Origin of the sequence: Cryobacterium sp. TMS1-13-1 (assembly GCF_004403125.1) — a bacterium.
Classification (GTDB): Bacteria; Actinomycetota; Actinomycetes; order Actinomycetales; family Microbacteriaceae; genus Cryobacterium; species Cryobacterium levicorallinum.
Genome location: NZ_SOGX01000010.1, coordinates 733,266 through 758,294, shown reverse-complemented (window position 1 = coordinate 758,294; position 25,029 = coordinate 733,266). Strand labels below are relative to the sequence as shown.

Genomic DNA, 25,029 nt, shown 5'->3' with positions numbered 1-25,029 from the left:
AGAAACGGATGCGTCGCGCGGCCTAGCCTGCGAGCATGCAGCCCGACCGGTTCCCCCTCGATCTGGAGCGCCTCGCTCCGGCCGCGCGGGGACGTCCCCGACTGCGAGTCGGCGTGGGAGCGGCCGTTGTGCTCCTGCTGCTCGCCCTCGTGGTCGCCGTCATCGTGTCGGCGGTGGGCCAGCAGGCGGGGCAGCGCACGGTCGGCTCGGAAACGCTATCGATCCCCACGGGCGGCAGCCTCGAGCCGTTTGATGCCGGTGAGAGCACAGCGCCGAATGACTCTGCCACGGACGCGATCATCTTCGTGCACGTTCTGGGGGCGGTCGCCCGGCCCGGCCTGTTCGAGTTGCGGGACGGCGCCCGGGTCATGGATGCGATCGCCGCCGCCGGCGGGCTGAGCGCCGAGGCCGACCCTGCCGGGGTTAATCTTGCCCGGGTCGTGAGCGATGGCGAGCAATTCTACGTGCCGCGGCAGGGCGAGGTGCCGCCGGGCGTCCCAGCGGCGGCCGTCTCCGGGGGAGCTGGCGCGCCCGCCGCCAAGGTCAACCTCAACTCGGCGACGCTCGCCGATCTCGACTCCCTGCCCCGCATCGGCCCAACCATGGCACAGCGCATCATCGACTTTCGCACGGCTAACGGGCGATTCACCAGCGTGGACGGCCTGCGCGATGTCACGGGAATCGGCGATAAAACGTTCGAGGCGCTCAAAGACCTCATTACGGTATGAGCCTCGACCTGCGGCTGGCGCTTCCGGCCCTGGCCGCGTGGCTCACTGCAGGGCTGCTGATCGGAGCGCCAGAGGGCGCCTGGTCCATCGCCCTGGTCCTGTGGGCAGCGGCCGGGGTGACGGCCGGCATCCTCGTGATGAAACGCATGCCGGTGCATTCCGTCGTGCTGGGGGCCGATGCGCCGCAGCCAGTTCGATCGGCAACCGATCGTGCGAGCGCTGTGCTGGCCAGCGGTCGTGCTGCTCGGCGGGTCCTGGAGCAGAATGCAGCGTCCCGTCGGCGGGGTCGTACTACCCCCGGAACGTCACCTCGGCCGGGCGGCCGCTGGCAGACGCTGGGCGGCAGCATCGTGCTTTGCTGCGCGGCGGCGGCTCTTGTCGCCACTGCCGTCGGGGTATGGGCGCCGGTGCGCCTGCCGCCGGAGGTGCGCGCCGCCGCGGAGTCGCACGCGACGCTCACGGTCGCGGTCACCGTCTGGTCGGTTCCGGTACCAGCCAAAGCTTTCATCGGCGGCGGTACGTCGGGGCGGGTGCGCTACCGGGCCACGCTCACGCAGTTGGACCTGCGCGGCGAATCGACGAGGGTGTCGACCCCGGTGGTGGTGTTCGCCGAGGCGGCCGGGGGAGGCGACGAACCCGAGATCGGCACCAGCCTGCGCCTGCGCGGCACCCTGCGCCCGACGGATCCGGGTGACGCGGCGGTTGCCTTGCTGTTTGCCACCGACCCCGCTCAGGTAGCCGAGTCTCCGCCCTGGTGGCTGCAGTGGGCGAACGAGCTCCGCGCTCGGTTCGCGGCGGCCGCGACGAGCCTCCCCGGTGACGGGGGAGACCTGCTCCCCGGCCTGGCGATCGGCGACACGAGCGCGGTCAGCCCCGACCTCGATCAAGCCATGAAAACCAGCTCCCTGAGCCACTTGACCGCCGTTTCCGGCGCCAATTGTGCCATCGTCATCGCCTCGATCATGCTGCTCGGCGGCTACCTGCGGCTCGGTCGCAGCTGGCGCATTCTGCTGTCACTGGCGACGCTGCTCGGCTTTACCGTGCTGGTCACACCCGAGCCGAGCGTGCTGCGCTCGGCGGTCATGGCCACCCTCACTCTCGCGTCGATCGGCGCCGGCCGGCCCGGTCGAGGCGTGCCCACCCTGCTCATCGTGGTGATCGGACTGCTCGCGAGCGACCCGTGGCTGGCCCGCAACTACGGCTTTGCGCTGTCCGTGCTCGCGACCGCGGGGCTCCTCATTCTGGCCGGTCCGCTCAGCCGGCTGCTCAGCCAGTGGATGCCGCTGGCCTTAGCCGCCGTCATTGCCATTCCCCTGGCCGCCCAACTGGCCTGCCAGCCCGTGCTCATTCTGTTGAGCCCCAGCCTGCCGCTGTACGGGGTGCCGGCCAACATTCTCGCTGGTCCCGCCGCGCCGGTCGCCACGGTGGTCGGGCTGATCGCCTGCCTGACCCTGCCGGTGCTCCCGGGCGTAGCGTCGGGCCTGCTCGCCCTGGCCTGGCTGCCATCGGCGTGGATCGCCGCCGTGGCCCAGACCACGTCGACGCTGCCGGGCACCCGCCTGCCGTGGCCCGGCGGAGTGCCCGGCGTATTGCTGCTCTCAGTCGTCACCTTGCTCACGCTCGTGGTCGTCCTGCGCGGCCCGGCAGCTCGCCCCGCCCGCTGGCCGGCGGCGGTCCTCGCCGTGCTGTTGGTCGGCTTCGGAGGTTACGCCGGGTCGCTGATCGGCACCGGAATCGGCCGGGCCGCCTCCTTGCCGGCGAACTGGCAGATTGCGGCCTGCGATATTGGGCAGGGCGACGCCGTCGTCGTGCGCGACGGTGATCGGTACGGTCTGGTTGACGTCGGTCCCGACCCGAAACTGCTCGCGAGCTGCCTAGCGACCCTTGGCATCAGTCGCATCAATTTGCTCGTACTTACCCACTACGACCTCGACCATATCGGCGGGCTGGATGCTGTCATCGGCAAGGTCGATACCGCCCTGGTCGGGCAGCCGGAGAACGCGCAGGACGAACGCCTGCACGAGCGTCTCGCCGCTGGTGGAGCCGTCGTGCGTCAGACGGCTCGGGGTGATGCCGGCACGCTGGGCGGACTGCGCTGGAACATACTCTGGCCCGTCCGTGGAGCCACGACGATGCAGGCGGGCAACCCGGGAAGCATCACCATTGTGTTCGAAGGGCGGGGCATCCGTTCGATTTTTCTCGGGGATCTCGGCGAGGAATCGCAGAATGCCTTGCGGCGGGTCTCGCCGCCCGGCCGGGTCGACGTCGTGAAGGTCGCCCACCATGGCTCGGCCGATCAGAGCCCCGAGCTGTACGCCGAGCTGCGGGCCCGGGTGGGGCTGATCTCGGTCGGCGCGACAAACACCTACGGGCATCCCACCGACGCGCTGCTCAACATTCTCGCTTCGGTGAAAACCGTGACCGTGCGCACCGACCGGGAGGGGATGGCGGTGGTTGCGCCAGGGGACAACGGCACCCTCGTGCTCTGGACGGAGAAGATCACCGACCGCGGGCCGCCCGCGCCGCCGACGGCTGCCTCGGATGCTGCCGGGAGGGTCAGTCGTGCGCGTTAGGCTTGATCGACCACCCGCATGACACCCAAGGAGAGCGCTTTGGCCGCACGACCCGCCACGACCGGCTCCCGCTCCGGCAAGGCAGCCCCCGCCCGCGCGGCCAAGGGCACCGTCATTCCCCAGCTCGGCTGGCACCAGGTGCGTCCGGCACCGATCGTGCTCGTCTCGGGGACCGAAACGTTTCTCGCGGAACGCGCCATCCGTCAGCTCCGCGACTTTCTCAAACTTGAAGATCCCAGTCTTGAAATCAGCGACGTGCAGGCCGACAGCTACGCCCCCGGTGAGCTGCTCACCCTGGCGAGCCCGTCCCTGTTCGGCGAGCCGCGGCTGATTCGGGTCAGCAACGTCGAGAAGTGCAGCGACACCTTTCTCGCCGAGGCGCTCGACTACCTCGAGAACCCGGCCGACGACACCTACGTCGTGCTGCGACACGGCGGGGGAGTACGGGGCAAGAAGCTGCTCGACACCATTCGCAGCGGAATCGGTGGGGCCATCGAGGTGGTCTGTACCGAGCTCAAGAAAGACACCGAGAAGTACGAATTCGCGTCGAACGAGTTCAAGGCAGCCGGCAAACGCGTCACCGCGAGTGCGCTGCGGCAGCTTGTCGCCGCGTTCTCCGACGATCTGGCCGAACTCTCCGCCGCCTGCCAGCAGCTCATCGCGGACGCGACGAGCGAGGTCACCGAAACCACGGTCGACCGTTACTACGGCGGTCGGGTTGAAACCAACGCCTTCAAGGTCGCAGACTGGGCCATCGCCGGCCGCAATGGCGAGGCCCTCGTCACCCTGCGGCACGCCCTCACCTCCGGGGCCGATCCGGTGCCGATCGTCGCGGCCTTCGCCATGAAGATTCGCACCATGGCGAAGGTCTTCGGAGCCCGCGGCGGCTCTGCCCAGCTCGGTGCCCAGTTCGGTCTGGCCCCCTGGCAGGTGGAGCGCGCCCAGAAGGACCTGCGCGGCTGGAGCGACGAGGGCCTTGCCCGTTGCATCCTCGTGCTCGCCGAAACGGATGCCGCGGTGAAGGGTGCGGGTCGCGACCCGGTCTACGCTCTCGAGCGACTCATCGGCGTGATCGCCCGCCGCGGCGAGGGCTAGCGCCACCGGCAACGAGCGGGTCTCGGGGCTGCTGAGCCTGGTTCAACCTGCGCGGTTGACCGCAATACACGCCGAGTAATGGACCACTGCGTCACAGAGTTTGTGGTCAATTCGAGACCCAGGGACAGCGCCACTGCTGCCCGGACGGGTTGCCAGGGACACAAAAACCCCCGCCGAGGGGCGGGGGCTTATGTGCCACGAGGTGCAGCATCCGCTCTCACGAGCCGACGCAGACACCAGGTGCGGGTGGATCCAGCGTCGATTAGACGAGTGCGCCGACAGCCTTCGCGATGGCGGACTTCTTGTTCGCAGCCTGGTTCTGGTGGATTACACCCTTGCTGACGGCCTTGTCGAGCTTCTTGGAGGCAAAGGCGAGACCGACGACGGCCTTGTCTTTGTCACCAGCGGCAATTGCGGTACGAGTCGCGCGGATAGCGGACTTAAACTCGCTCTTGACGGCCTTGTTACGCTCCTGGGCCTTCTTGTTGGTGCCAATTCGCTTGATCTGCGACTTGATATTTGCCACGTTTTTTACGCTTTCGTTAGGTTCTAGTACGGACAGCCGCTCAGCGGTAGAGGGCGCTTCTGCGGCGAAAATCGTGCGGGGTGGGACCCAACACGCAAGCCAACCACTAACGCTACCAGCAATTCGCCCCGCCCCAAAACCCGCCCGGTCGGTGGAAACCCCTTTTCACTCGCGCGAGCGGATGCCGCTGCACCCTCCGTGCGCATGACCGCGCCCAATGTGGGTAACCGCTACGCCGGTTGCCGTAGCGCGCACCGGTATCGGGCGCGCTCACGCGGGTGCGGCGTGCCATGAGTGCATTCGGGCACCCAGCTCGGCCGCGGCAAGCGGATGCCGCGGCAAGCGGATGCCGCGGCAAGCGGATGCCGCGGCCTCAGTTTGCCCGCGACACCTGTCCGGCGACCCCCAACAGGATCGCCGTGAAGCGCTCCGGCTGGGCCAGGCTCGACAGATGCGTTGCTCCCGGCACCACGACGACCGTCCCGTTGCGGCAGGCGGAGAGAAAGCGCCGCTCGTCCAGCCGAAAGTGATCGAGCGCACCGTTGACCAACCAGACCGGGCCGGGATACGCCGCGAGGCTGGCCAGGGGAGTCAGCGTCGAGGTCGCCTGCAGGCCGGAATCCATCACGTCGAGCGCGGCGCCGCCCGCGAGTACATCGCGCGCCCCGGCCGCAGGTAGAAGGAGGCGCGCCAGACCCTCGTGCAGCCACAAGCCCCGATCGGGCAGGCGGTGAATCATTCGGGCCAGCAGCCGATACCCCTCGAGCAAAGCGCCCCTGGGAACTGCACTACAGCCGGCAGCGATCAGCCCGGCTACTCGATCGGGGTGCTCTGCGGCATAGGCGACGGCGTAGTAGCCGCCGAGCGAGAGCCCGACCAGCAGCACACTGCCACCGAGCGCCGCCACCCCGTCGTCGATGGCGGCGAGCGCGGCCGGCACCGTGAACGGCTCCGTCATCCGCTGCCCGTGGCCGGGCAGATCAATCGCGAGAACCCGGTGCCCGGCGGCACGCAGCTTCTTCTCCTGATACCGCCACATCGTGGCCGAGGCACGGATACCGTGAACGAGCAAAATTGGTACGCGTGACTCGGGAATCTCCATGCCCGCGAGCCTAGTCAGCCCCGATCACAGCGCATGCCGAGGCTGGAGCGATGACATCTGCACTCACGACCACGTTGACCGCCATCATCAATGCTCGCGTCGTGCCGGTAATCGGCGAAACGATCGCGAACGGCACCGTGCTAATCGAGAACGGTCGCATCAGCGCTGTCGGCGCCGACCTGACCGTTCCAATCGGCGCGCAGGTCATCGATGCGACCGGCAGGTGGGTGCTGCCCGGCTTCATCGAGGCGCACGGCCACGTGGGAATCCACGAAGCGGCGAATGGATGGGCCGGCAACGACACCAACGAAATGACCGGCCCGAACATGACCGCTGTCCGTGCCATCGACGCCATCAACACCGATGACGAGGGCTTTCGCGACGCGATCTCCGGCGGAGTCAGCACGATCGTGGTCAAGCCCGGCTCCGGCAATCCGATCGGCGGCCAGTCGGTTGCAATCAAGAGCTCGGGCGGTCGAACCATCGACGAGCAGGTGATCAGCGACTCGGTGAGCATCAAGAGAGCCCGCGGAGAGAACCCGAAGCGGATCTACGGTGAGAAGAAGCAGACCCCGAGCACCCGCCTCGGCGTCAGTCTGATCATCCGCCAGGCCGTCGTCGATGCCCGGAACTACGTGCAGGCGCGCGATGCCGCCGCCGAAAAGGGCGATACCTTCACCCGCGACCTCGGCCAGGAGGCCCTGGCCCGGGTACTCTCCGGGGAACTCGCCTGGGACCAGCACGTGCACCAGGCCTCCCCGGCCGTGAAGGAAGGGCTGCCGGCGCAGACGGCGCTCGAGGCCCTCACGGTCAACCCGGCCGTGATTCTCGGGCTCGACTCCCGGGTCGGATCCCTCACCGTTGGCCTCGACGCCGACGTCGTGATCTGGTCTGGCGACCCGCTCGACCTTGGCTCCCGCGCAGAACTGGTGCTCATCGACGGCACCCCGGTCTACCGGCACAGCGACGGCTTCGGCCAGGTCGTCGAACGAGCCGACCGCGCCTCAGCCTGACCCGGGGCCAGGGTCAGTCGTTTCGGTAGATGTCGGATCGGTGACCGAGTCCGATCGCAACGATGACGAGCACGTCGTCGTGGAATTCGACGATCACTCGATAGTCTCCGATTCGATAACGCCAATAACCAGAGAGATTCGTGGTCAGCCCCCTGCCGCGGTCGCGCGGGTCGTCGAGTTCGAGAATATCGTCCAGGTAGTCCTTGATGCGTCGGAGCGACTGGCGGTCGATTTTACGTGCTGCACGGTCAAACTCCGGCGTGGTCTCCAGCCGCCAGCGTTTCATGCGCGATGGCTCATAGGCCGAGTTCAACCCAGAGCTCGGCTGCCGGACGCGTTTCTCTGCCCGACGCCTCCCATGTTCGAATCACCCCGTCGGCCCAGTAACGCTCCTCGAGGTCGTCCAAGTGCTCGTGGATGGCTTCGCGCACGTAAAAGGTCTTGGAGCGACCGGTCTTCGTGGCGAGGGCCTGCAACCGGGCTTCGTCTTTGGGTGAGAGTCTGATCGAAATGGCCATGAAAAAATCCTCTCTGCGATACATGTATTGTATGCGTCGGATGTCTCCGGTACCAGTGTGGAGACGGTACAACACGGCCGAGCATGGAAGAATAGACGAACTATGTCACCGAGAGCCCTTCACGCGCTGGAACCGGCCGCCACGGCCCCCGAGTTCATCCGCAACTTCTGCATCATTGCCCACATCGACCACGGCAAGTCGACCCTCGCCGACCGGATGCTGCAGATCACCGGCGTCGTCGACGAGCGTTCCATGCGGGCCCAGTACCTGGACCGCATGGACATCGAGCGGGAACGCGGCATCACCATCAAGAGCCAGGCCGTGCGCATGCCGTGGGAAATGGACGGCGTCACCTACGCCCTCAACATGATCGACACCCCCGGCCACGTTGACTTCACCTACGAGGTCTCCCGCAGCCTCGCCGCCTGCGAGGGCGCCATTCTGCTGGTCGACGCGGCCCAGGGCATCGAAGCCCAGACCCTCGCCAACCTCTACCTCGCCCTCGAGAACGACCTCACGATCATTCCGGTGCTCAACAAGATCGATCTGCCGGCCGCCGATCCGGAGAAGTACGCCCGCGAACTCGCGAGCCTCATCGGCGGACGCCCCGAAGACGTGCTGCGTGTCTCCGGCAAGACCGGCGCCGGTGTTGAAGAGCTGCTGAACCTCGCCACGACGATGATTCCGGCGCCGAAGGGTAACCCGGATGCCGCCGCTCGCGCCATGATTTTCGACTCGGTCTACGACAGCTACCGCGGCGTCGTCACCTACGTGCGCATGATCGACGGCCACCTCAAGGCCCACGAAAAAATTCAGATGATGTCGACCAAGGCGACCCACGAGATCCTCGAGATCGGCGTCATCTCGCCCGAACCCGTGGAGAGCAAGGGCCTCAAGGTCGGCGAGGTCGGCTACCTGATCACCGGTGTGAAAGACGTGCGCCAGTCCAAGGTCGGCGACACCATCACGACCGCTGTGCGCCCGGCTACCGACGCGCTGCCCGGCTACGACGAACCGCAGCCCATGGTGTTCTCCGGCCTGTACCCGATCGACGGCAGCGATTATCCGGCGCTGCGCGAAGCACTGGACAAACTCAAGTTGTCTGACGCCAGCCTCGGCTACGAGCCGGAGACATCCGTCGCCCTCGGTTTCGGATTTCGCTGCGGGTTTCTCGGCCTGCTGCACCTCGAGATCATCACCGAACGCCTCGAACGTGAATTCAACATCGACCTCATCACCACGGCGCCGAGCGTGCCCTACGAGGTCACCACCGACGACAAGCGCACCATCACGGTGACCAACCCGAGCGAGTACCCCACCGGTAAAATCGCCAAGGTGCTCGAACCCATGGTCAAGGCCGCGATTCTCGCGCCGAAAGACTACGTCGGCGTCATTATGGAGCTCTGTCAGAGCCGCCGTGGCACCCTGCTCGGTATGGAATACCTCGGCGAAGACCGGGTCGAGATTCGCTACTCGATGCCGCTCGGTGAGATCGTGTTCGACTTCTTCGACATGCTCAAGGGCCGCACCGCCGGCTACGCCTCGCTCGACTACGAACCCTCCGGCGAGCAGGAGGCCGACCTGGTCAAGGTCGACATTCTGCTGCAGGGCGAACAGGTCGACGCGTTTTCTGCCATCGTGCATCGGGACAAGGCCTACGCCTACGGCGCGCTGATGACCGGGCGCCTGCGCAAGCTGATTCCGCGCCAGCAGTTCGAGGTGCCCATTCAGGCCGCGATCGGCGCGCACATCATCGCCCGCGAAAGTATCTCGGCGATGCGTAAAGACGTGCTGGCCAAATGCTACGGCGGTGACATCTCGCGCAAGCGTAAGCTGCTGGAGAAGCAGAAAGAGGGCAAGAAACGCATGAAGATGGTCGGCCGGGTCGAAGTGCCGCAGGAAGCCTTCATCGCCGCGCTCAGCGGCGACATCGAGACCAAAGACAAGAAGTAAAGCGGATGCGCAGGGCCACCTTCACCGACGCCGCCGTCAGCTACGCTGCCATCGGCGGTACGCTGGCGCCCGACCTGATGAGCTATCCGCCCAAGGGCTACCGGCCGATGGAGCAGAGCGTCAGGCTCGGCAGTTCGCCGGAACGCTTTGAAGCCGCGACGAAGTTGCTGATGACGTGGGGAATCCAGCGCGGCAGCGGCATGGAGGTGACCGACCTCGAAAACGGAACCGGCGTGCAGTACACGCCGGTGACTTTTCAACCCGACGGCACGCCGGCGGGTGGGCAGCAGCATCCGGTCAATGAAGCGACCTTCGCTGAGGATGGCACCCCGTATATTGCGAACGGTATGACGGCCACACTCCAGATGCGGGTTGGACCGATCCACGTGACCGCGCCGGTGCGGGTCGTCTACGTGATCGACGAGGCCGCCCGCATCGGGTTCGCCTACGGTACCCTGGCCGGTCACCCGGAGAGTGGTGAGGAATCGTTCATCGTCGAGCACCGTGAGGACGACTCGGTTTGGTTGACGATCCGCTCCTTTTCGCGGCCGAGCACCTGGTATTACCGACTGGCCTGGCCGGTGCTGCGCTTTCAGCAGGCCAAATTCACCAAGTTGTATCTGCGGGCTTTGCACCCCGCGGGTGCGATCAAATAGAACGTACTGGAGCACCACCCATGGCCGGACCCCACCCCATCGGCGACCCGGCACCCGACGACGGCCTTCTGCCGGCCTCGGCAGCCGTCAACGCCGCTGAACGCGATTTCGGCGTCTACCTGCACGTGCCGTTCTGCCGGGTGCGCTGCGGCTACTGCGATTTCAACACCTATACCGCGACCGAACTGCGCGGCGTCAAGCAGAGCGACTACGCCAGCCAAGCCGTGCTCGAGGTTGAGGCCGCCAGCCGCATCCTCACCGCATCGGGCGTGCCCGAACGCCCGGTGGCAACGGTGTTCTTCGGGGGAGGCACTCCCACGCTGCTGCCGGTCACCGACCTTGCGAAAATGCTCGGCGCCGTGCGCGACCAGTGGGGCTTGACCGACGACGCCGAAGTGACCACCGAGGCGAACCCCGACTCGGTCGATGCCGCCTACCTCGGCGCCCTCGCCGAGGCCGGCTTCACCCGGGTGTCCTTCGGCATGCAGTCCGCGGTGCCGCACGTGCTGGCGACCCTGGAACGCACCCACGACCCGGAGCGGGTGCCCCTCGTGGTGGACTGGGCCCGCGCCGCCGGCCTCGACGTGAGCCTCGACCTCATCTACGGCACGCCGGGAGAGTCGCTCGCCGACTGGCGCACCAGCCTCGAACAGGCGCTCAGCCTGCACCCAGACCACCTCAGCGCCTATTCGCTCATCGTCGAAGACGGCACCAAACTCGCGCGGCAGATTCGCCGCGGCGAGATCGCCCCGACCGACGACGACCAACAGGCCGACTTCTACGAACTCGCCGACGAACTGCTCGCCGCCGCCGGCTATGACTGGTACGAGGTTAGCAACTGGGCTACGAGCGACGTGCACCGCTCCCGCCACAACCTCGCCTACTGGACCGGCCAGGACTGGTGGGGCATCGGCCCCGGCGCCCACAGCCACATCGGCGGGGTGCGCTGGTGGAACGTCAAACATCCCGCAGCCTATTCAGAGCGGATGCTCGGCGGCCTGTCCCCGGCAGCCGGTCGCGAAACGCTCGACGCGCCCACCCGCGAACTCGAGGGCATCCTGTTGCAGAGCCGCATCCGCACCGGTATCCCGGTCGCATCGCTGTCAGCGGACGGACGCCGAGAGGTGGCCGGCCTGATCGCGGACGAGCTCGTCAACGCCAAAGCTGCCCTCGCCGGGACCATTGAACTGACCCTGCGCGGACGGCTTCTGGCCGACGCCGTGGTGCGGCGGCTGAGCGACTAAGAGCGTGCGCTAGCTGAAAAATCTGATGGTCAGCGGGTAGGAATACCCCTGGCCGCGGTTGGCCGCGAGTGCGGCGAGGATCGAGAAGATGATGCCGAGCACCCAGGCCACCGGCACAATCAGGTAGCCGATCAGGATCGCCGTCAACGCGGTGCCCACCACATAGACGATCATCAGGGTGATCTGAAAGTTCAAAGCCGTCGCACTGTGGGCACGAACGAACGGCCCACGATCGCGCAGCACGAGATAGCCGATGAGTGCGGGAACAAAGGCGAAGAGGATGCCGCCGACGTGAATCAGGGTCGCCCACATCTTCTCGTCGGCCGGACTCATCGGCGTCGGCGGGACGCTCTGCGCGTACGGGTTTTGCGGCGGGGTGGATTCATACGGATTTGTGCGTGAATCGTTCTCGGACATGCGGTCTCCTGTTCGAGCGTGGTCGGTCTGGACGCGGTGGATCTGGCGATGGGTTGCCGACGACATCCAGGGAAGAACCATTGCGTGCAATAGCACTGTGTGGGGTCGGACAAGCCAAGCCAGACCCCTCCAGACTAACCGTCCGAGATGCGTATTGGACCGGGCCGCGCGCTACTTGATCAGGCGAATCGCGACCGGATACCGGTAGTTCTGGCCGTCCTTGGCCTTCAGAAACCCAATGATCGAAAAGATGACTCCGGCCACCCAGAGCAGCCAGGTCAGGCCGATGAGCAGGCCGCCGATTCCGAAGGTGACGATCGCCAGGATGAACGAGACGACATTTATTGCGACGTATCCGATCACGAGGGTGATCTGAAAGTTAAGCGCCTCCTTCGCCTCGGTATTGGTGAGGCGGCCGCGGTCCTTGAAGACCAGCCAAATGATCAGCGACGGAAGAAAGCTCAGGATGCCGCCGAGGTGCGCAAACGAGGCCCATTGCCGGTCGTCGGCCTCCGAGAGTGGGGCTGCGGCTGTAGGGGGGCCGTATGGGCTGCCCGTACCGGGCTGCTGGCCATACGGCGGCTGCCCAGCATTAGGGTCACGGTAGTTGGAATCACCGGGAGGTTGTGCCTGTGGATCGCTCATGATCGTGCCTTTCACTGAACTCCGGAAGGAGCGTATAGCGGTAATTAAACGCTCGGTTCGCGATACTGGCAATGGGTGCGCTCAGCCGGAACACGGCCGGTCGCGATAGTATTGGCAGTCAGTGGATGCGAGTGCCAACGACGTGCCGGCAAACCTGCGTTCCGGCGTGCTCGAGGCGCGCCGACCCGGGGCATCCGCTCAATTGAAGCTGGACCGGAAAAAGAGGAAGGCGGGCGAAATGGTTTCCGACCGTGGGCTCGATGTGCTGCGCGTCATCGTGCAGGACTACGTCGCGTCCCGCGAACCCGTCGGCTCCAAATCCATCGTCGACCGGCATTCCTTCGGTGTTTCCGCCGCGACCATTCGCAACGACATGGCCCTGCTCGAAGAAGAAGAGCTGATCGCGGCGCCGCACACCTCCTCGGGGCGTATCCCGACCGATAAGGGCTATCGGGTCTTCGTCGACCATCTGGCCGACCTGCGTCCGCTGACCCCGGCCCAGCGTCAGGCCATTGAAACTTTCCTGGGTCACTCTGCCGACCTCGACGAGGTCCTCGTGCGCAGCGTGCGTTTGCTCTCGCAGCTCACCCACCAGGTCGCGCTCGTGCAATACCCCTCGCTGTCCCGCGCCAGGGTTCGGCACATCGAGTTCGTGCCGCTGACCGAGACGCGCATCCTGTCGGTGCTGATCACCGATTCTGGCGGGGTCGAGCAGCGGGTCATCGACCTGCCGCGGGCATTCGACGAACAGACGCTCGGCGAACTGCGCGCCCGACTCAATGTCACGGTCGTTGGACTGGGCATGGCCGAGGCGAGCGTCGCCCTCGCCGCGAGCGTCTGGCCGGGATCGCCGGCGCTGCAGCCGATCGTCGACCTGATCACGCGAACCGTCGCCGACCAGGTCGGAGCCAACCGTCAGGAGAAGCTCGTCATGGCCGGGGCCGCAAACCTGGTGCGCACCGAAGACGACTTCTCCGGCAGCATCTATCCGGTACTCGAAGCTATCGAAGAACAGGTCGTGCTGCTGCGGCTGTTCGGCGAGATGGAGACCGACCAGCACGGCGTTTCGGTGAGTATTGGCCGGGAGAATGCGGCCTTCGGCCTGCCGGAAGCGAGCGTGCTGACCAGCGGCTATACCGCAGGCGGCAACCTGGCCCGGCTGGGCGTGCTCGGGCCGACCCGCATGGACTATTCCAACAATATGGCGGCCGTACGCGCCGTCGCCCGGTACCTCTCCCGCCTGCTCGGCGAGACCTGAACTTTGTGCCATTTAGACTCTGTGCCATTTAGGCTCTGTGCCATTTCGAACAACCATCATCAAAAAATCAAGGAGAGCCACCTTTGGCTGACCATTACGAAGCGCTTGGCGTTGACCGCGACGCGACCACCGACCAAATCAAGAAGGCCTACCGTCGCCTCGCCCGCGAGCTGCACCCCGACGTGAACCCCGGCGCCGAAGCATCCGAACGGTTCAAGAGCATCACGCACGCCTATGACGTGCTGAGCGACGCCAAGCAGCGCCAAAAGTACGACCAGGGCGGCGGCCAGAACGGCGGCTTCGACGGGCAGAACTTCGGCAACTTCGGCGACATCTTCGAGACCTTCTTCGGCGGCGGCGGCGGCAGCAGCCGTGGTCCGCGCTCGCGCCGCGAACGCGGCCAGGACGCCCTGATTCGAGTCGACCTCGACCTCGACGAGGTCATCTTCGGCACGCACCGCGACCTGGAGGTCGACACGGCGATCGTCTGTGAGACCTGCAAGGGCTCCTGTTGTGCGCCCGGCACCTCGCCGATCACCTGCGACATCTGCCACGGCACGGGCAGCATCCAGCGCGCCGTGCGCTCCCTGCTCGGGAACGTGATGACGTCAAGCCCGTGCGGTTCCTGCCGCGGTTACGGCACCATCATCGCCACCCCGTGCATGACCTGCTCCGGTCAGGGCCGCATTCGCGCCCGCCGCACCGTTCCGGTCGACATTCCGGCCGGCGTCGACACCGGCCTGCGCCTGCAGATGCCCGGCAGCGGCGAAGCCGGCCCGGCTGCCGGTCCCAATGGTGACCTGTACCTCGAGATGAAGGTGCGCCATCACGACGTGTTCAGCCGTGACGGCGACGACCTGATGTGCTCGCTCGACGTGCCGATGACCAGTGCGATTCTCGGCACCACCGTCACCGTCAAGGCTCTTGACGGTGACATCGAGGTGGAGATTCGCCCCGGATCGCAGAGCTCAGAGGTACTCACGATCAAGGATCGCGGCATCACTAAGCTGCGCGGCAGTGGCCGCGGCGACCTCAAGGTCGGCATCCACGTGCTCACTCCGACCAAGCTCGACCACAAGGAACGCGACCTGATCGAACAGTTCGCAGCCCGCTACGCGGCTCCGGCACCGACCCTGAGCCAGTACCAGCAGGGCTTGTTCGCGAAGCTGCGCGACCGGTTCCTCGGCTGACGTGGCACATTTCTACCTGCAGGAAACGCTCCGGGCGGCGCAGTGCCGCCCGGGGCAGGTGGTCACCGTGGACGGCGCCGAGGCGCGGCACGCGGTCACGGTGAGCCGGGTGCGCCCCGGGGACCGGCTCCGCCTGGGTAATGGGGCCGGGTTGCTGCTGGAGGGAGCCGTGCTGACGGCGGACGCTCTGCAGTTGACCCTCCTCGTCGATGACGCGAGCGAGACGGCGGCGGCGACGCCGCGCATCCGCTTGGTGCAGGCCCTCGCCAAGGGTGACCGGGACGAACTGGCCGTTCAGGCCGCCACCGAACTCGGCGTCGACGGCGTCATCCCGTGGTCCGCAGCCCGCTCCATCACCAAGTGGGACGGCGCGAAGATCGCCAAAGGCCACGAACGCTGGAGCAGCATCGTGCGTGAGGCCAGCAAACAGTCGATCCGAGCTTGGCTGCCCGATGTCGCCCAGCTGACCAGCACCAAGCAGCTGGCCGTTTTGGCCGCCACGACACGGATGCTGCTGCTCGACCCGACCGCGACCGGTCGCCTCACCGAGGTGGCCGTCCCCACCGACGACCGCGACATTCTGCTCGTCGTCGGCCCCGAGGGCGGAATAACGCCGGCCGAACTGCTCCTGCTCGAGCAGGCCGGCGCGAGCCAGGTACGCCTCGGCGACACCGTGCTGCGCACATCGACCGCGGGGCCAGCCGCCCTCGCAATCCTCAATGCGACTTTGGGTCGCTGGTAGAGCGTGCCGCTGGTAGTGCGTGCCGCTGATAGCGCCGCTTAAGATAGAGGTATGTCTTCTTCCGTCGCCCAACCGACCATTTTCAGCCGCATCATCGCGCGTGAGATTCCGGCGACGATCGTGGCCGAAACCGAGCACATCATCGCCTTCCTCGACATTGCACCCAAAGCCCCGGTGCACGTTGTTGTCACCACGAAAGACCCTCAGTATCAGAACGTGGTCGAGCTCGCCGCCGGCAATCCCACCCTGCTCGCCGAACTCGTCGCCGTGGCCGAGCAGATCGCGGCCGAACGCACCAACGGACAGTTCCGTCTGGTGTTCAACACCGGGGCGGCCGCCGGCCAGACGGTCTTCCACGTGCACGCGCACGTGCTCGGCAGCCCCGAAGCGTCTGATCACCTAGGGGAGGACTCGCTTGGCGCCCTCTGATCCTTTTAAAGCTGACTCCAACAGGGAGCTGCGCTTCACCGTTGACGGCGTCGCCATGGTGCGCCTGCTCGGTCCCGAAGACCGCTACCTGAACACCATCGAGGCCGCCTACCCGAAGGTCGACGTGCACGTGCGCGGCAACGACGTGACGCTCGGCGGCTCGGCCGACGACGTCGAGGCCGTGCGTCGCCTGATCGAGGAGCTGCAGTTGGCCCTGCGCACCGGCCACGACCTCGGCCAGACCGAAGTGGCCACCGCGGCACGGATGCTGGCCGCCGACAGTTCCGTGAGCCCCTCCGCTCAGCTCGGCGCCCCAATTCTGACCGCCCGTGGCAAGAGTATTCGGGCCAAATCGATCGGCCAGAAAGAATACATCGATGCGATCGACGACAACACGATCGTGTTCGGCATCGGACCGGCCGGAACCGGCAAGACCTACCTCGCCATGGCGAAGGCGGTGCGAGCCCTGCAGAACAAAGAGGTCGAGCGCATCATCCTGACCCGCCCGGCCGTAGAGGCCGGCGAACGGCTCGGCTTTCTGCCCGGCACGCTCACCGACAAGATCGATCCCTACCTGCGGCCGCTCTACGACGCGCTCGGCGAAATGCTCGACCCCGAACTGATCCCCAAACTGCTCGCGGCCGGCACGATCGAGGTCGCGCCGCTCGCCTACATGCGCGGTCGCACCCTGAACGCAAGCTTCGTCGTGCTCGACGAAGCCCAGAACACGACGCCCGAGCAGATGAAGATGTTCCTGACCCGCCTTGGCTTCGGCTCCAAGATGGTTATCACCGGCGATGTCACCCAGATCGACCTGCCGGCCGGCAGCAGCGGCTTGAAATTGGTGACCCGCGTCCTTGACGGTATCGACGACATCCACTTTTCGTATTTGACCAGTGCCGATGTCGTGCGGCACTCGCTCGTCGGGCGCATCGTCGATGCCTACACCGAGTACGACGCGCAGAAGCAGGCCCTCCGTCAGGAGAGCGCCGAAGCGCGCGCATTTGCTACTCAAGGCCCCCAGCGCAGTTCCAATGCGCCCGGCCGCAACCCGAAACGGAGTGCCAGTTGAGCATCGAAATCAACAACGAGTCGACCATCCCGGTCGATGAGGCCGCCATTCAGCGCCTCGCTGCCTTCGCGCTCGACACCATGCACGTGCACGCCGACGCCGAACTCGCCATTGTGCTGGTCGACGAGGGCGCCATGGAACAGCTGCACGTGCAGTGGATGGATGAGCCCGGCCCCACCGACGTTCTGAGCTTTCCGATGGACGAATTGCGCCCCGGTACCGAGGAGCAGGAGACCCCGCCCGGATTGCTCGGCGATATCGTGCTCTGCCCGCAGGTCGCCAAGGAGCAGGCTGAAACCGCCGGGCACAGCACCCTCGATGAGCTACTGCTACTGACCACGCACGGCGTGCTGCACCTGCTCGGCTTCGACCACGCCGAACCGGCCGAAGAGAAGGAAATGTTTGGCATTCAGCGCGACATCCTCATCGGTTTTGCCATGCAGGAACGACAACGCCCCTGATGCACATCGTGTGGTTTATTTACGCGGCCGTGATTCTGGTCGTGTTTGCCGGCTTGATGGCCGCCGTCGACGCGGCGATCACGACCCAATCCCGGGCCGATATTGCCGGCCTGGTGCCGACGCGGCGGGCGAAACGGTCGCTCCGCGCCATCGCCGAGGACACCGGCGCGCACCTGAACGCGATCAACTTCATTCGCATTACCGCCGAGACCACGGCGGCGGTCCTGGTGACCCTCGTCTTTGCGACCACCATCGAGGCTCTGTGGCTCGCGCTGTTGCTGTCGGCGCTGATCATGACCTCGGTTTCGTTTGTGCTGGTCGGTGCCAGTCCGCGCAGTGTCGGGCGGGCGCATCCGGTCGCACTGCTGACGGCCACCGCGCTGCTCGTGCATGTTGCGCGCGTTCTGCTCGGACCGATCGCGAACGCCCTGGTCGCCCTCGGAAACCGCGTCACCCCCGGCCGTACTAAGCTGGCGACCTTCACCTCCGAAGACCAGTTGCTCAGCATGGTCGACGAGGCCACCGAACTCGACGTGATCGAGGAGGACGACCGCGAGCTCATCCACTCGATTTTTGAGTTCAGCGACACGGTTGTGCGGGAGGTCATGATCCCCCGCACCGATATGATCACCATCGACGCCGACGCGAGCATCGACGCGGCCATGGGCCTGTTCCTGAGCAGCGGTACCTCGCGCGTGCCCGTTCGGGGTGGCGAGGTCGACGATGTCGCTGGCATTCTTTACTTGCGCGATGTCGCCCGGCTGGTCTTTGAACGCCCGATCAATGCCCTGCAATTGACGGTCGCTGAACTCGCGCGTCCGGCCGTGTTCGTGCCGGAATCCAAGAAAGCCGACGATATGCTGCGGCAGATGCAGCTCGAGTCCAACCACCTGGCCATGGTCGTCGACGAATACGGCGGCATCGCCGGACTGGTCACCCTCGAGGATCTGATCGAGGAGCTCGTCGGCGATATCTCGGATGAGTACGACCGCGACGTGGTCGAGTTCGAAGACCTCGGCGATGGGCATTTTCGGGTCAGCGCCCGACTGCCGGTTGACGAGCTCGGGGAACTCTTCGGCCTCGAGCTCGATGATGATGATGTTGACTCGGTCGGTGGCCTTTTGGCCAAGGCGCTCGGGCGACTGCCCGTCGCCGGTTCGGTCGCCTCGGTGAGCGGGTTGAACCTCACCGCCGAACGCACCGAAGGTCGTCGTAAGCGCATCAGCACCGTGCTGGTGGAGCGCGACGAAGCGCTGATTGATGCGCAGACCGCATTTCTCACGGGAACGAACCGTAGCACAGTGTCTGATGATGAAGGAGAACGGTCATGACCGCAGCAACACCGGCGCACCCCGCCGATTACCGAGCGGGATTCGTGTCCTTCGTGGGACGCCCCAACGTGGGAAAATCCACCCTGACGAACGCACTCGTGGGGGAGAAGGTCGCGATCACCTCGTCGAAGCCGCAGACCACCCGCCGCGCCATTCGGGGCATCGTGCACCAGAAGAACGGCCAGCTCATTCTGGTCGATACCCCCGGAATCCACCGCCCGCGCACCCTCCTCGGCGAGCGCCTGAACAGCCTGGTCACGGCAACCCTGGCCGGCGTCGACGTGATCGGCCTGTGTATCCCGGCCAACGAGCCGATCGGCCCGGGAGACAAGTTCATCAACGAGCAACTGGATGCCTTCCCGCGGGCCAAAAAGGTCGCCATCGTCACCAAGATTGATGCATCCTCCAAGACCAACGTCGCCAATCAGCTGCTCGCCGTCTCCCAGCTGCGGGATTGGGAGGCCATAGTTCCGATCTCCTCGACCAGCCGAATCCAGCTCGACACCCTGGCGACCCAACTCCTGCGCCTGCTGCCGCATGCGGATGCCCCGCTCTACCCAGCCGACACCGTCACCGACGAGACCCTCGAGTCGCGCATCTCGGAGTTCATTCGCGAGGCAGCCCTCGAGGGCGTCACCGACGAGCTGCCGCACTCGATCGCCGTGACCATCGACGACATCATCGAGCGTGACGACCAGGAACTGGTTGAGATTTACGCCAACCTGTTCGTCGAACGAGACAGCCAGAAGGGCATCATCATCGGCAAGTCGGGCAGCCGGCTGAAGGATGTCGGTACCCGCGCGCGTAAACAGATCGAACCGCTCGTCGGCAAGCGCGTCTTTCTGTCGCTGCGGGTGAAGATCGCCAAGGAATGGCAGCGCGACCCGAAGCAGCTCGGGCGCCTCGGCTTCTAACGCATCGCAACCGGATCTCGATCGCTCGCAGGCTCGTGCCTCGATCAGCGAGTCTTTCTGGTCGAGGCGCGAGGCGCGAGGAACGAGCGATCGAGGCCGAAACCCCGTAACGCGCAGCTGGCGGCAGCAGCCGCAGGACACCAGCCAACGCGAAGGGTCAGTTTCGGTAGTCGTCGTTTGGGTAGCCCGGTCGCGGGTAGTCCCCCGTGCGCTGGTCGAGCCCGTCGAGACCGCCATCCCGTAACTTGCCGCGATCTGCTCGACCAGCCGCGGGGGTAGCCTGCGTCGGAAGGTCAAGCTGTTCGGGTGCCTGCAGGAGCGGGTTCTTGCTGGGCAGGTAGATCAAAGTCTGTTCCGGGTCGATCTCGACCGGGGGTTGCAGCCAGTACTCGCCACCCTGGAGATAGATCTTCCAATGTCGGTTGTGCAGCAACAGGCGATGGTGCGCACAGAGCATTATGGCGAAGTTGATGTTGGAAAGTCCCAGATCAGACCACAATTCAATGTGATGCGCTTCTGTCCACGACGGTGGTTGGTCGCAGCCGGGCCAGCGGCATCCGCCGTCACGCGCGGCGAGGGCCCGGCGTTGCTCGCGGTTGAAGAGACGTTCTTCTCGTCCAACGTTGAGTGGTTGCCCGGACTCACTGAACAAGATGCCGAGGTAGCCGGTGTCACAGAGGTGCCGGTCGATCGTCTCTGCCGACACCGGCGCCGGGTTTCCTTCGAGGTAGCCGAAAACGGGGTGGGAGCTAGCGCGTTCGGTAGAATTTGTGGTTTCAGTGCTCCGCCCGGGGGCCGCCATCCGGCCCGTTCCGCTGCCCGCCACTGTGTCACTCGGCGCCTTGTCGGCGCCCCGAGCGTTCGCAGGGTTTTCGGTGCTACCGCTGGTCCCTGTGCTCCCGGTCGCCTGGGCCTCTGGCGCGATCGGGGCGGTCGATGCGACCGGAGCGGGTGCTGTGCTAGTCGGCGCGCCCGACCCGGTTACCGGGCCATCTGCGCGGACAGGGCCAGTGGCTGGTCCCGTTGTGATTGCAGGGCCAGCGGCCGAGCGGGCTGTTGGGTCGGGGGTGGTGGTGGGGCAGTCGTGTTCGGTGACGATGATCTGCACGACCGGACGGCGGCCGCCGAACATGATGTTTGGGTCGGCGTCAGCGCCGAGCTTGAGCAGCTGGGTGAACGAATCCGCGGCGATCTGGTCCAGGGTGCGCGGGTCGTCCTTCACGCGCTGCGCCCACCCCGCACGTTCCGGATCGACGAACCGTACCCCGCCGCGACGCGGACTCGTCAGCGCGTCATACGTCGCCATCCACATTTCGCCCTGCTCCGGCGCCAACAGCGCGTGCAGAGTCACCATGCCGTCGGCCCGCCGCCACAACGACCACGTCGTGTCATCCCGGGCCTGCTTCTCCCGCGCCAGAATACCCGCCGCGTCCAGGTCATCCCGCAACCGCCGCGCCCGCTTGAAGGCCTGCTCGGTATTCATCCCCGGCACCTGCACCAGCAACACTCGCAGCGCGGCGGCGAGCTTCTCGGCCGTGATCGCCTGATCCAGGGTGCCCAGCCCGCGCAGCACGGCGTCACCGACGCCGGGCGAGAACGTACCGTCGGCCACGGCGTGCATGATCGGCGCCTGCCACGGCACCACCACCGGCTCAACCACAACCACGGGCACGATTGACGGCAGCGGGCGGGGCACGGCCACGGGTAGCGGCGGCAGATCCGGGTGCAACTTCGCCCACGCCGCCGCCCGCTCCGACTCCCGTGCGGCCTCACGAGCAGCCTCCCGCTCGGCTTCCGCCGCTGCTTCGGCGGCAACCTGCGCGGCCAGCTCAGCCTCCCGGGCAGCATCGGCCGCCCGCCGTTCAGCGGTTTCGGTGTCGTTCATCAGTACGCCCACGGCCAGCAGTCGGCCGGCCTCCATGCGGCTCAGCCCGGTAGCGTCTTGCACCATCAGCGTCGGGTTACCAAACCCGTACCGCGCCGCCAACCCCGACTGACCCAACTCCGGCCTGGACCTGCGCGCGATCGTGCCTGCCAGCAACGCCGCGACCGTATTGCTCAGCCGCAACAGGTCGGCGATCGGACCACGCGCCGCGAGCACCGCCGCATCGGACAGGCCGCCGAACTCGGCACTGGAGCCACCGAGCGCGGCGACAGCGGCCGCTACCCGGGTGAGCTCCAGCGCCACGTTGTTCATAATTCAACCCAACACCCGACCACCGACATTCCCGAGGAAAAATCACGCATACAAGCACTAAATCGGCGAAAACTCGCAAAGAATACCCAAAGAAATGTTTTAAGAGCCGTTTGATCGCGGTTTTTTGCCTCACAGGCCGCTCCCACGCGGCGCTCCCGTACCAGGCTCGCGCGCAGTCCGCCCATGCGGAAGGTTTGAACCTACCGGGCAGCCCTGCGGTGGCCGCATCATTCAGGAACAGCGACTTGCGCTCAAAAGCAGCCAGCCTCGTGAACAGAATTTACGATCCGGCGTCTCCGACGCCTAGCTGCGACGGATCCCGAAAACGGCCCCGTGCCGCAAATGCGGCGCCGAACTGGTTGGCGATGCGGCGGCCGAGCTCTGGTCCGCCTCCGGGGCTGCTGCTGGGGCGCTCGTCAGGCGGCAGGAGGCACTCGTTCGCGTGGCGCATCCGTCCCGTGCGACCGAAACCGAAGACAGCGCCGTACCGACATCGGCACCGATTCCACAACGGATGCCCGCGCAATTTGGCGCGGGCGCTGCGACCCCGAATATTTCGCGGTCGAGCGCGACGGTGCAGTCAGTGCTCGCAGTCGCGGGCGCTGGATTGTTCGCGATTTCGGCGATCGTCTTCACCTTCTTCAACCCCGACCTCAGGGATCACGCCCTGCGCAGTGTGATCGTCGGCCTGGTCACGCTCCTCTTTCTCGGAGCCAGCTGGTTGCTGGCCCAGATAGGCTTCATCGAATTCACCAGCACGACCCAGTACTGGTTGACGATTACCGCCGTGCTGACCGCCGTCGCGGTTCTCGCCCTGCTCACGACCCGGCAGCTCGCCAAAATCTTCTGGAGCGCCGTCACCGGTGCCGCCGCGATGGCGGCCGCGGTCAGTTTGCCCTTCGCACTCGACCTCGGCGCGCACGGCGCGGGCGAGTGGTACCAGGCCGTCGCCCCCGCAGCGGGGGCCGCCGCACTGCTCGTGCTCCAGGCGCTCGCTCCGAGAGCCCACGCCCTCGACCGTCGAGCATTCCTGGGCGGCGTGCTCGCGGTTGCGGGTGTGAGTGTCCTCGTGCCCGTTCTCTCCGCGGTGTTGATCGGGGCCGTCACGGTGCTCACATCACTGACCGGCTCAGACTAGCGGCGCGACCGGATTCATGCCCCCGCACGGCTTTCTCGCCGTTGTGCTCGGCCTGTGCGCCATGGCGGCCGGACTCGGAGCATTCTCGGTAATAAGCAGGCACCGTGATGGCGCCAGAACGGATGTTTCCCCCAAGCTGGCCGCGTGGACCGGCTCGATTGCGATCTGGCTCGCCGCCCTCGCCGGGCTGGCGTTTGCCTGTCAGCCCGTTATGCCCCTGTGGTCGCGCATCGCGATCGCCCTGGGCCTGGCCGTGGCGGCGAGCGTCGCGCTCGTCGCTGTTCCGCGCATCGGGAACGCCGCCCTGAAGATGCGGCTACCCCTCGTGCTGGGCACCCATTTCGCGGTGTTGCTGGCCACGGTCTGCTCCCTGGTCGATGACGTTGTCACGGTCTGGGCGGGCATCGCGATCGTCGCGACCCTCGCCGCCGTCGCGCGAACCGTGCCGACCCGGGCACGATTTCTGCACGTCGGTGCAGGTTATGCCTACGCACTGTTCGTCTTCGGCGTGGCGCTCGACCTGCTGGGCATCGGCACGATCGCGTTGCTCTGCCTCACCACATCGTTCGGTTCGATCGGCGCCATCGCCGCAACGTTCCTTCGTCGGGTGGCGGCGCCAGCGTGGTACGCGATTCTGGTCGTGGCCGTCGCACCCATCCTGGTGATTGTGACAGTATCCGGCTCGGGAACGGCCGCGCTGGCGCCGTGGCGTGGTTACGGCCTGATCGCGGCGTCCTGGCTTCTGCTCGGCCTCGGCATGCTGCTCGGCCGGGGCGCTTCCGCGCGCGCCGAATACCTTCGAGTCTTGCAATGGCCGACCCTGGGGGTCGCGATCGCTGCCGGGGCGGCCGGTGCCATTCAGGGGGCGAGATTCGGTCTCGGTGCCGACCCGATCCTGGCCGGTGGAGTGCCGCTCGTTCTGCTCAGCCTCGCAATCGGCCTCGCCGGTGCACTGCCTGCAGCCCTCGGCGCTCTAGCCATGCTCAGGATCGCCCCGCAGGGGTCGCGGCTGGCCCGCACCCGCTGGTTGTACGCGCCCACGGCGGTCTACGTCGCAGTCGCCACCTGGCCCTCGATCGAGCGCGATTGGTTCACGATCTGGATGATGTGGTCCCTCATGCTCGCCTACCTCCTAGCCGTCGTCGTCATCGCCTGGCGGCTGCGTAACCGGCCGAGCAGCCTTCCACCCGTGTGGTTCGTCTTCGCGATCGCGTTCCTCACCGCGATCGTGGCGTGGAGTCCGCGCGAGCTGCGGGTCGAGTGGTTCTCCCTGCCGCTGGGGTTCTTCTTGATTGTGGCCGGCGCCGTAGTCCTGACTGGTGCGCGAGCGGATGCTGCCCGCCAGCAGCCAGACAGCGGCAGCGGGCAAGACGGCACGGTGACCGGCTGGCCAGCCGGCTGGTACGGCTCGTGGCCGCTGCTCGCCCCCGGCGTCGTGACCCTGCTCGTGGCCTCGGTTGCGGCCACTTTCACCGACCCACAGACCTGGCGGGCGATCCTCGTGATCGTCATTGCGCTCGTCGCCATCCTGATCGGCTCGAGGCTCAAGCTCGCAGCGCCGTTCCTGATCGGAATCGTCGTGCTTCCGCTCGAGAACGTTCTGGTCTTTCTCGTGCAGATCGGTCGGGGGATCGAGTCGATGCCGTGGTGGATCACCCTGGCCGTTGTCGGCGCCGTGCTCCTCATCATCGCCGTCACCTATGAGCGCAGGGCGGGGGAAGAGAACAGTATCACTGACCGCCTGCGCGACCTGCGCTAGGAGCCTGCTGGGGAGCGTCAGTAGAGAGACGGCGGGGACGCATCCGCTCGCCGGCTGGGTGTGAGCCG

At 66.3% G+C, this 25,029-nt stretch carries 24 protein-coding genes; 17 read left to right on the top strand and 7 right to left on the bottom strand.

Annotated elements, in window-relative coordinates:
• Window positions 1-35: 35 nt before the first annotated feature.
• Genes E3T31_RS12905 through holA form a run of 3 tightly spaced genes read left to right on the top strand, consistent with a single transcriptional unit; the run spans window position 36 to window position 4,396 of the window.
• On the top strand, window positions 36-728 hold the full coding sequence (locus tag E3T31_RS12905) for a helix-hairpin-helix domain-containing protein (RefSeq protein WP_134469035.1): 693 nt from the start codon (window positions 36-38) through the stop codon (window positions 726-728).
• Window positions 725-3,301, top strand: a complete 2,577-nt coding sequence (locus E3T31_RS12900; protein WP_134469034.1) for a ComEC/Rec2 family competence protein — start codon at window positions 725-727, stop codon at window positions 3,299-3,301. Before E3T31_RS12905 ends, E3T31_RS12900 begins: the two co-directional genes overlap by 4 nt.
• Window positions 3,302-3,340: 39 nt before the next feature.
• Entirely contained in the window at window positions 3,341-4,396 is a 1,056-nt protein-coding gene (gene holA, locus E3T31_RS12895; protein ID WP_241977893.1) for a DNA polymerase III subunit delta, read from the top strand.
• A 262-nt stretch (window positions 4,397-4,658) separates the two neighbouring features.
• Here holA and rpsT read toward each other — a convergent pair whose 3' ends face one another.
• Together rpsT and E3T31_RS12885 are read right to left on the bottom strand one after the other, a co-directional pair.
• Complete coding sequence (rpsT, locus tag E3T31_RS12890; protein ID WP_092448491.1) at window positions 4,659-4,922, bottom strand: 30S ribosomal protein S20; 264 nt, start codon at window positions 4,920-4,922, stop codon at window positions 4,659-4,661.
• Window positions 4,923-5,295: 373 nt separating this feature from the next.
• Window positions 5,296-6,024: an alpha/beta fold hydrolase gene (locus tag E3T31_RS12885; protein WP_134469032.1), complete on the bottom strand. Its 729-nt coding sequence runs from the start codon at window positions 6,022-6,024 to the stop codon at window positions 5,296-5,298.
• Between the two features lie 50 nt (window positions 6,025-6,074).
• Between E3T31_RS12885 and E3T31_RS12880 the strand changes: the two genes are divergently transcribed.
• Window positions 6,075-7,037: an amidohydrolase family protein gene (locus E3T31_RS12880; protein ID WP_134469031.1), complete on the top strand. Its 963-nt coding sequence runs from the start codon at window positions 6,075-6,077 to the stop codon at window positions 7,035-7,037.
• 13 nt (window positions 7,038-7,050) lie between these two features.
• On the opposite strand, the gene E3T31_RS12875 is transcribed toward E3T31_RS12880, so the two are convergent.
• Together E3T31_RS12875 and E3T31_RS12870 are read right to left on the bottom strand one after the other, a co-directional pair.
• Window positions 7,051-7,323, bottom strand: a complete 273-nt coding sequence (locus tag E3T31_RS12875) for a type II toxin-antitoxin system RelE/ParE family toxin (protein WP_134469030.1) — start codon at window positions 7,321-7,323, stop codon at window positions 7,051-7,053.
• 10 nt (window positions 7,324-7,333) lie between these two features.
• Window positions 7,334-7,555: a TraY domain-containing protein gene (locus E3T31_RS12870; protein ID WP_134469029.1), complete on the bottom strand. Its 222-nt coding sequence runs from the start codon at window positions 7,553-7,555 to the stop codon at window positions 7,334-7,336.
• Window positions 7,556-7,657: 102 nt separating this feature from the next.
• Between E3T31_RS12870 and lepA the strand changes: the two genes are divergently transcribed.
• Genes lepA through hemW form a run of 3 tightly spaced genes read left to right on the top strand, consistent with a single transcriptional unit; the run spans window position 7,658 to window position 11,408 of the window.
• On the top strand, window positions 7,658-9,508 hold the full coding sequence (gene lepA, locus E3T31_RS12865; RefSeq protein WP_092448495.1) for a translation elongation factor 4: 1,851 nt from the start codon (window positions 7,658-7,660) through the stop codon (window positions 9,506-9,508).
• A 5-nt stretch (window positions 9,509-9,513) separates the two neighbouring features.
• Window positions 9,514-10,164, top strand: a complete 651-nt coding sequence (locus tag E3T31_RS12860) for a DUF1990 family protein (protein WP_134469028.1) — start codon at window positions 9,514-9,516, stop codon at window positions 10,162-10,164.
• A gap of 20 nt (window positions 10,165-10,184) precedes the next feature.
• On the top strand, window positions 10,185-11,408 hold the full coding sequence (gene hemW, locus E3T31_RS12855) for a radical SAM family heme chaperone HemW (protein ID WP_134469027.1): 1,224 nt from the start codon (window positions 10,185-10,187) through the stop codon (window positions 11,406-11,408).
• Between the two features lie 9 nt (window positions 11,409-11,417).
• Here the strand turns inward: hemW and E3T31_RS12850 are convergent, their stop codons facing one another.
• Window positions 11,418-11,825 (bottom strand): DUF4870 domain-containing protein, encoded by a 408-nt coding sequence (locus E3T31_RS12850; protein ID WP_241977891.1) that lies wholly within the window; start codon window positions 11,823-11,825, stop codon window positions 11,418-11,420.
• A 171-nt stretch (window positions 11,826-11,996) separates the two neighbouring features.
• Window positions 11,997-12,470, bottom strand: a complete 474-nt coding sequence (locus E3T31_RS12845) for a DUF4870 domain-containing protein (protein WP_134469026.1) — start codon at window positions 12,468-12,470, stop codon at window positions 11,997-11,999.
• A 238-nt stretch (window positions 12,471-12,708) separates the two neighbouring features.
• On the opposite strand from E3T31_RS12845, the gene hrcA reads away from it, so the two are divergent.
• The 8 genes from hrcA to era all read left to right on the top strand — a co-directional run bounded on the left by hrcA (window position 12,709) and on the right by era (window position 19,867).
• Window positions 12,709-13,728, top strand: a complete 1,020-nt coding sequence (hrcA, locus tag E3T31_RS12840) for a heat-inducible transcriptional repressor HrcA (RefSeq protein ID WP_134469355.1) — start codon at window positions 12,709-12,711, stop codon at window positions 13,726-13,728.
• Window positions 13,729-13,811: 83 nt separating this feature from the next.
• Window positions 13,812-14,918 (top strand): molecular chaperone DnaJ, encoded by a 1,107-nt coding sequence (gene dnaJ / locus E3T31_RS12835; RefSeq protein WP_134469025.1) that lies wholly within the window; start codon window positions 13,812-13,814, stop codon window positions 14,916-14,918.
• A 1-nt stretch (window position 14,919) separates the two neighbouring features.
• Window positions 14,920-15,660 carry a 16S rRNA (uracil(1498)-N(3))-methyltransferase gene (locus E3T31_RS12830; RefSeq protein WP_134469024.1) on the top strand — a complete coding sequence of 247 codons (741 nt, stop codon included), beginning with the start codon at window positions 14,920-14,922 and terminating at the stop codon, window positions 15,658-15,660.
• A 51-nt stretch (window positions 15,661-15,711) separates the two neighbouring features.
• The gene (locus tag E3T31_RS12825) at window positions 15,712-16,089 is read left to right on the top strand and encodes an HIT domain-containing protein (protein WP_134469023.1); all 378 of its coding nucleotides are present in this window, start codon (window positions 15,712-15,714) and stop codon (window positions 16,087-16,089) included.
• A 55-nt stretch (window positions 16,090-16,144) separates the two neighbouring features.
• Window positions 16,145-17,161 carry a PhoH family protein gene (locus E3T31_RS12820; RefSeq protein WP_134469353.1) on the top strand — a complete coding sequence of 339 codons (1,017 nt, stop codon included), beginning with the start codon at window positions 16,145-16,147 and terminating at the stop codon, window positions 17,159-17,161.
• Window positions 17,158-17,622, top strand: coding sequence for an rRNA maturation RNase YbeY (ybeY, locus tag E3T31_RS12815; RefSeq protein WP_092448504.1), 465 nt, complete (start codon window positions 17,158-17,160; stop codon window positions 17,620-17,622). Before E3T31_RS12820 ends, ybeY begins: the two co-directional genes overlap by 4 nt.
• The gene (locus tag E3T31_RS12810; protein ID WP_174844877.1) at window positions 17,622-18,953 is read left to right on the top strand and encodes a hemolysin family protein; all 1,332 of its coding nucleotides are present in this window, start codon (window positions 17,622-17,624) and stop codon (window positions 18,951-18,953) included. The genes ybeY and E3T31_RS12810 overlap by 1 nt, the downstream gene beginning before the upstream one ends.
• Window positions 18,950-19,867: a GTPase Era gene (gene era / locus E3T31_RS12805; protein ID WP_092448506.1), complete on the top strand. Its 918-nt coding sequence runs from the start codon at window positions 18,950-18,952 to the stop codon at window positions 19,865-19,867. Before E3T31_RS12810 ends, era begins: the two co-directional genes overlap by 4 nt.
• A 157-nt stretch (window positions 19,868-20,024) precedes the next feature.
• On the opposite strand, the gene E3T31_RS12800 is transcribed toward era, so the two are convergent.
• Window positions 20,025-22,064, bottom strand: coding sequence for a DUF222 domain-containing protein (locus E3T31_RS12800; RefSeq protein WP_134469021.1), 2,040 nt, complete (start codon window positions 22,062-22,064; stop codon window positions 20,025-20,027).
• 442 nt (window positions 22,065-22,506) lie between these two features.
• On the opposite strand from E3T31_RS12800, the gene E3T31_RS12795 reads away from it, so the two are divergent.
• Window positions 22,507-23,202 carry a hypothetical protein gene (locus E3T31_RS12795; RefSeq protein ID WP_134469020.1) on the top strand — a complete coding sequence of 232 codons (696 nt, stop codon included), beginning with the start codon at window positions 22,507-22,509 and terminating at the stop codon, window positions 23,200-23,202.
• A gap of 16 nt (window positions 23,203-23,218) precedes the next feature.
• On the top strand, window positions 23,219-24,961 hold the full coding sequence (locus tag E3T31_RS12790; RefSeq protein ID WP_134469019.1) for an SCO7613 C-terminal domain-containing membrane protein: 1,743 nt from the start codon (window positions 23,219-23,221) through the stop codon (window positions 24,959-24,961).
• The last annotated feature ends 68 nt before the right edge of the window (window positions 24,962-25,029 follow it).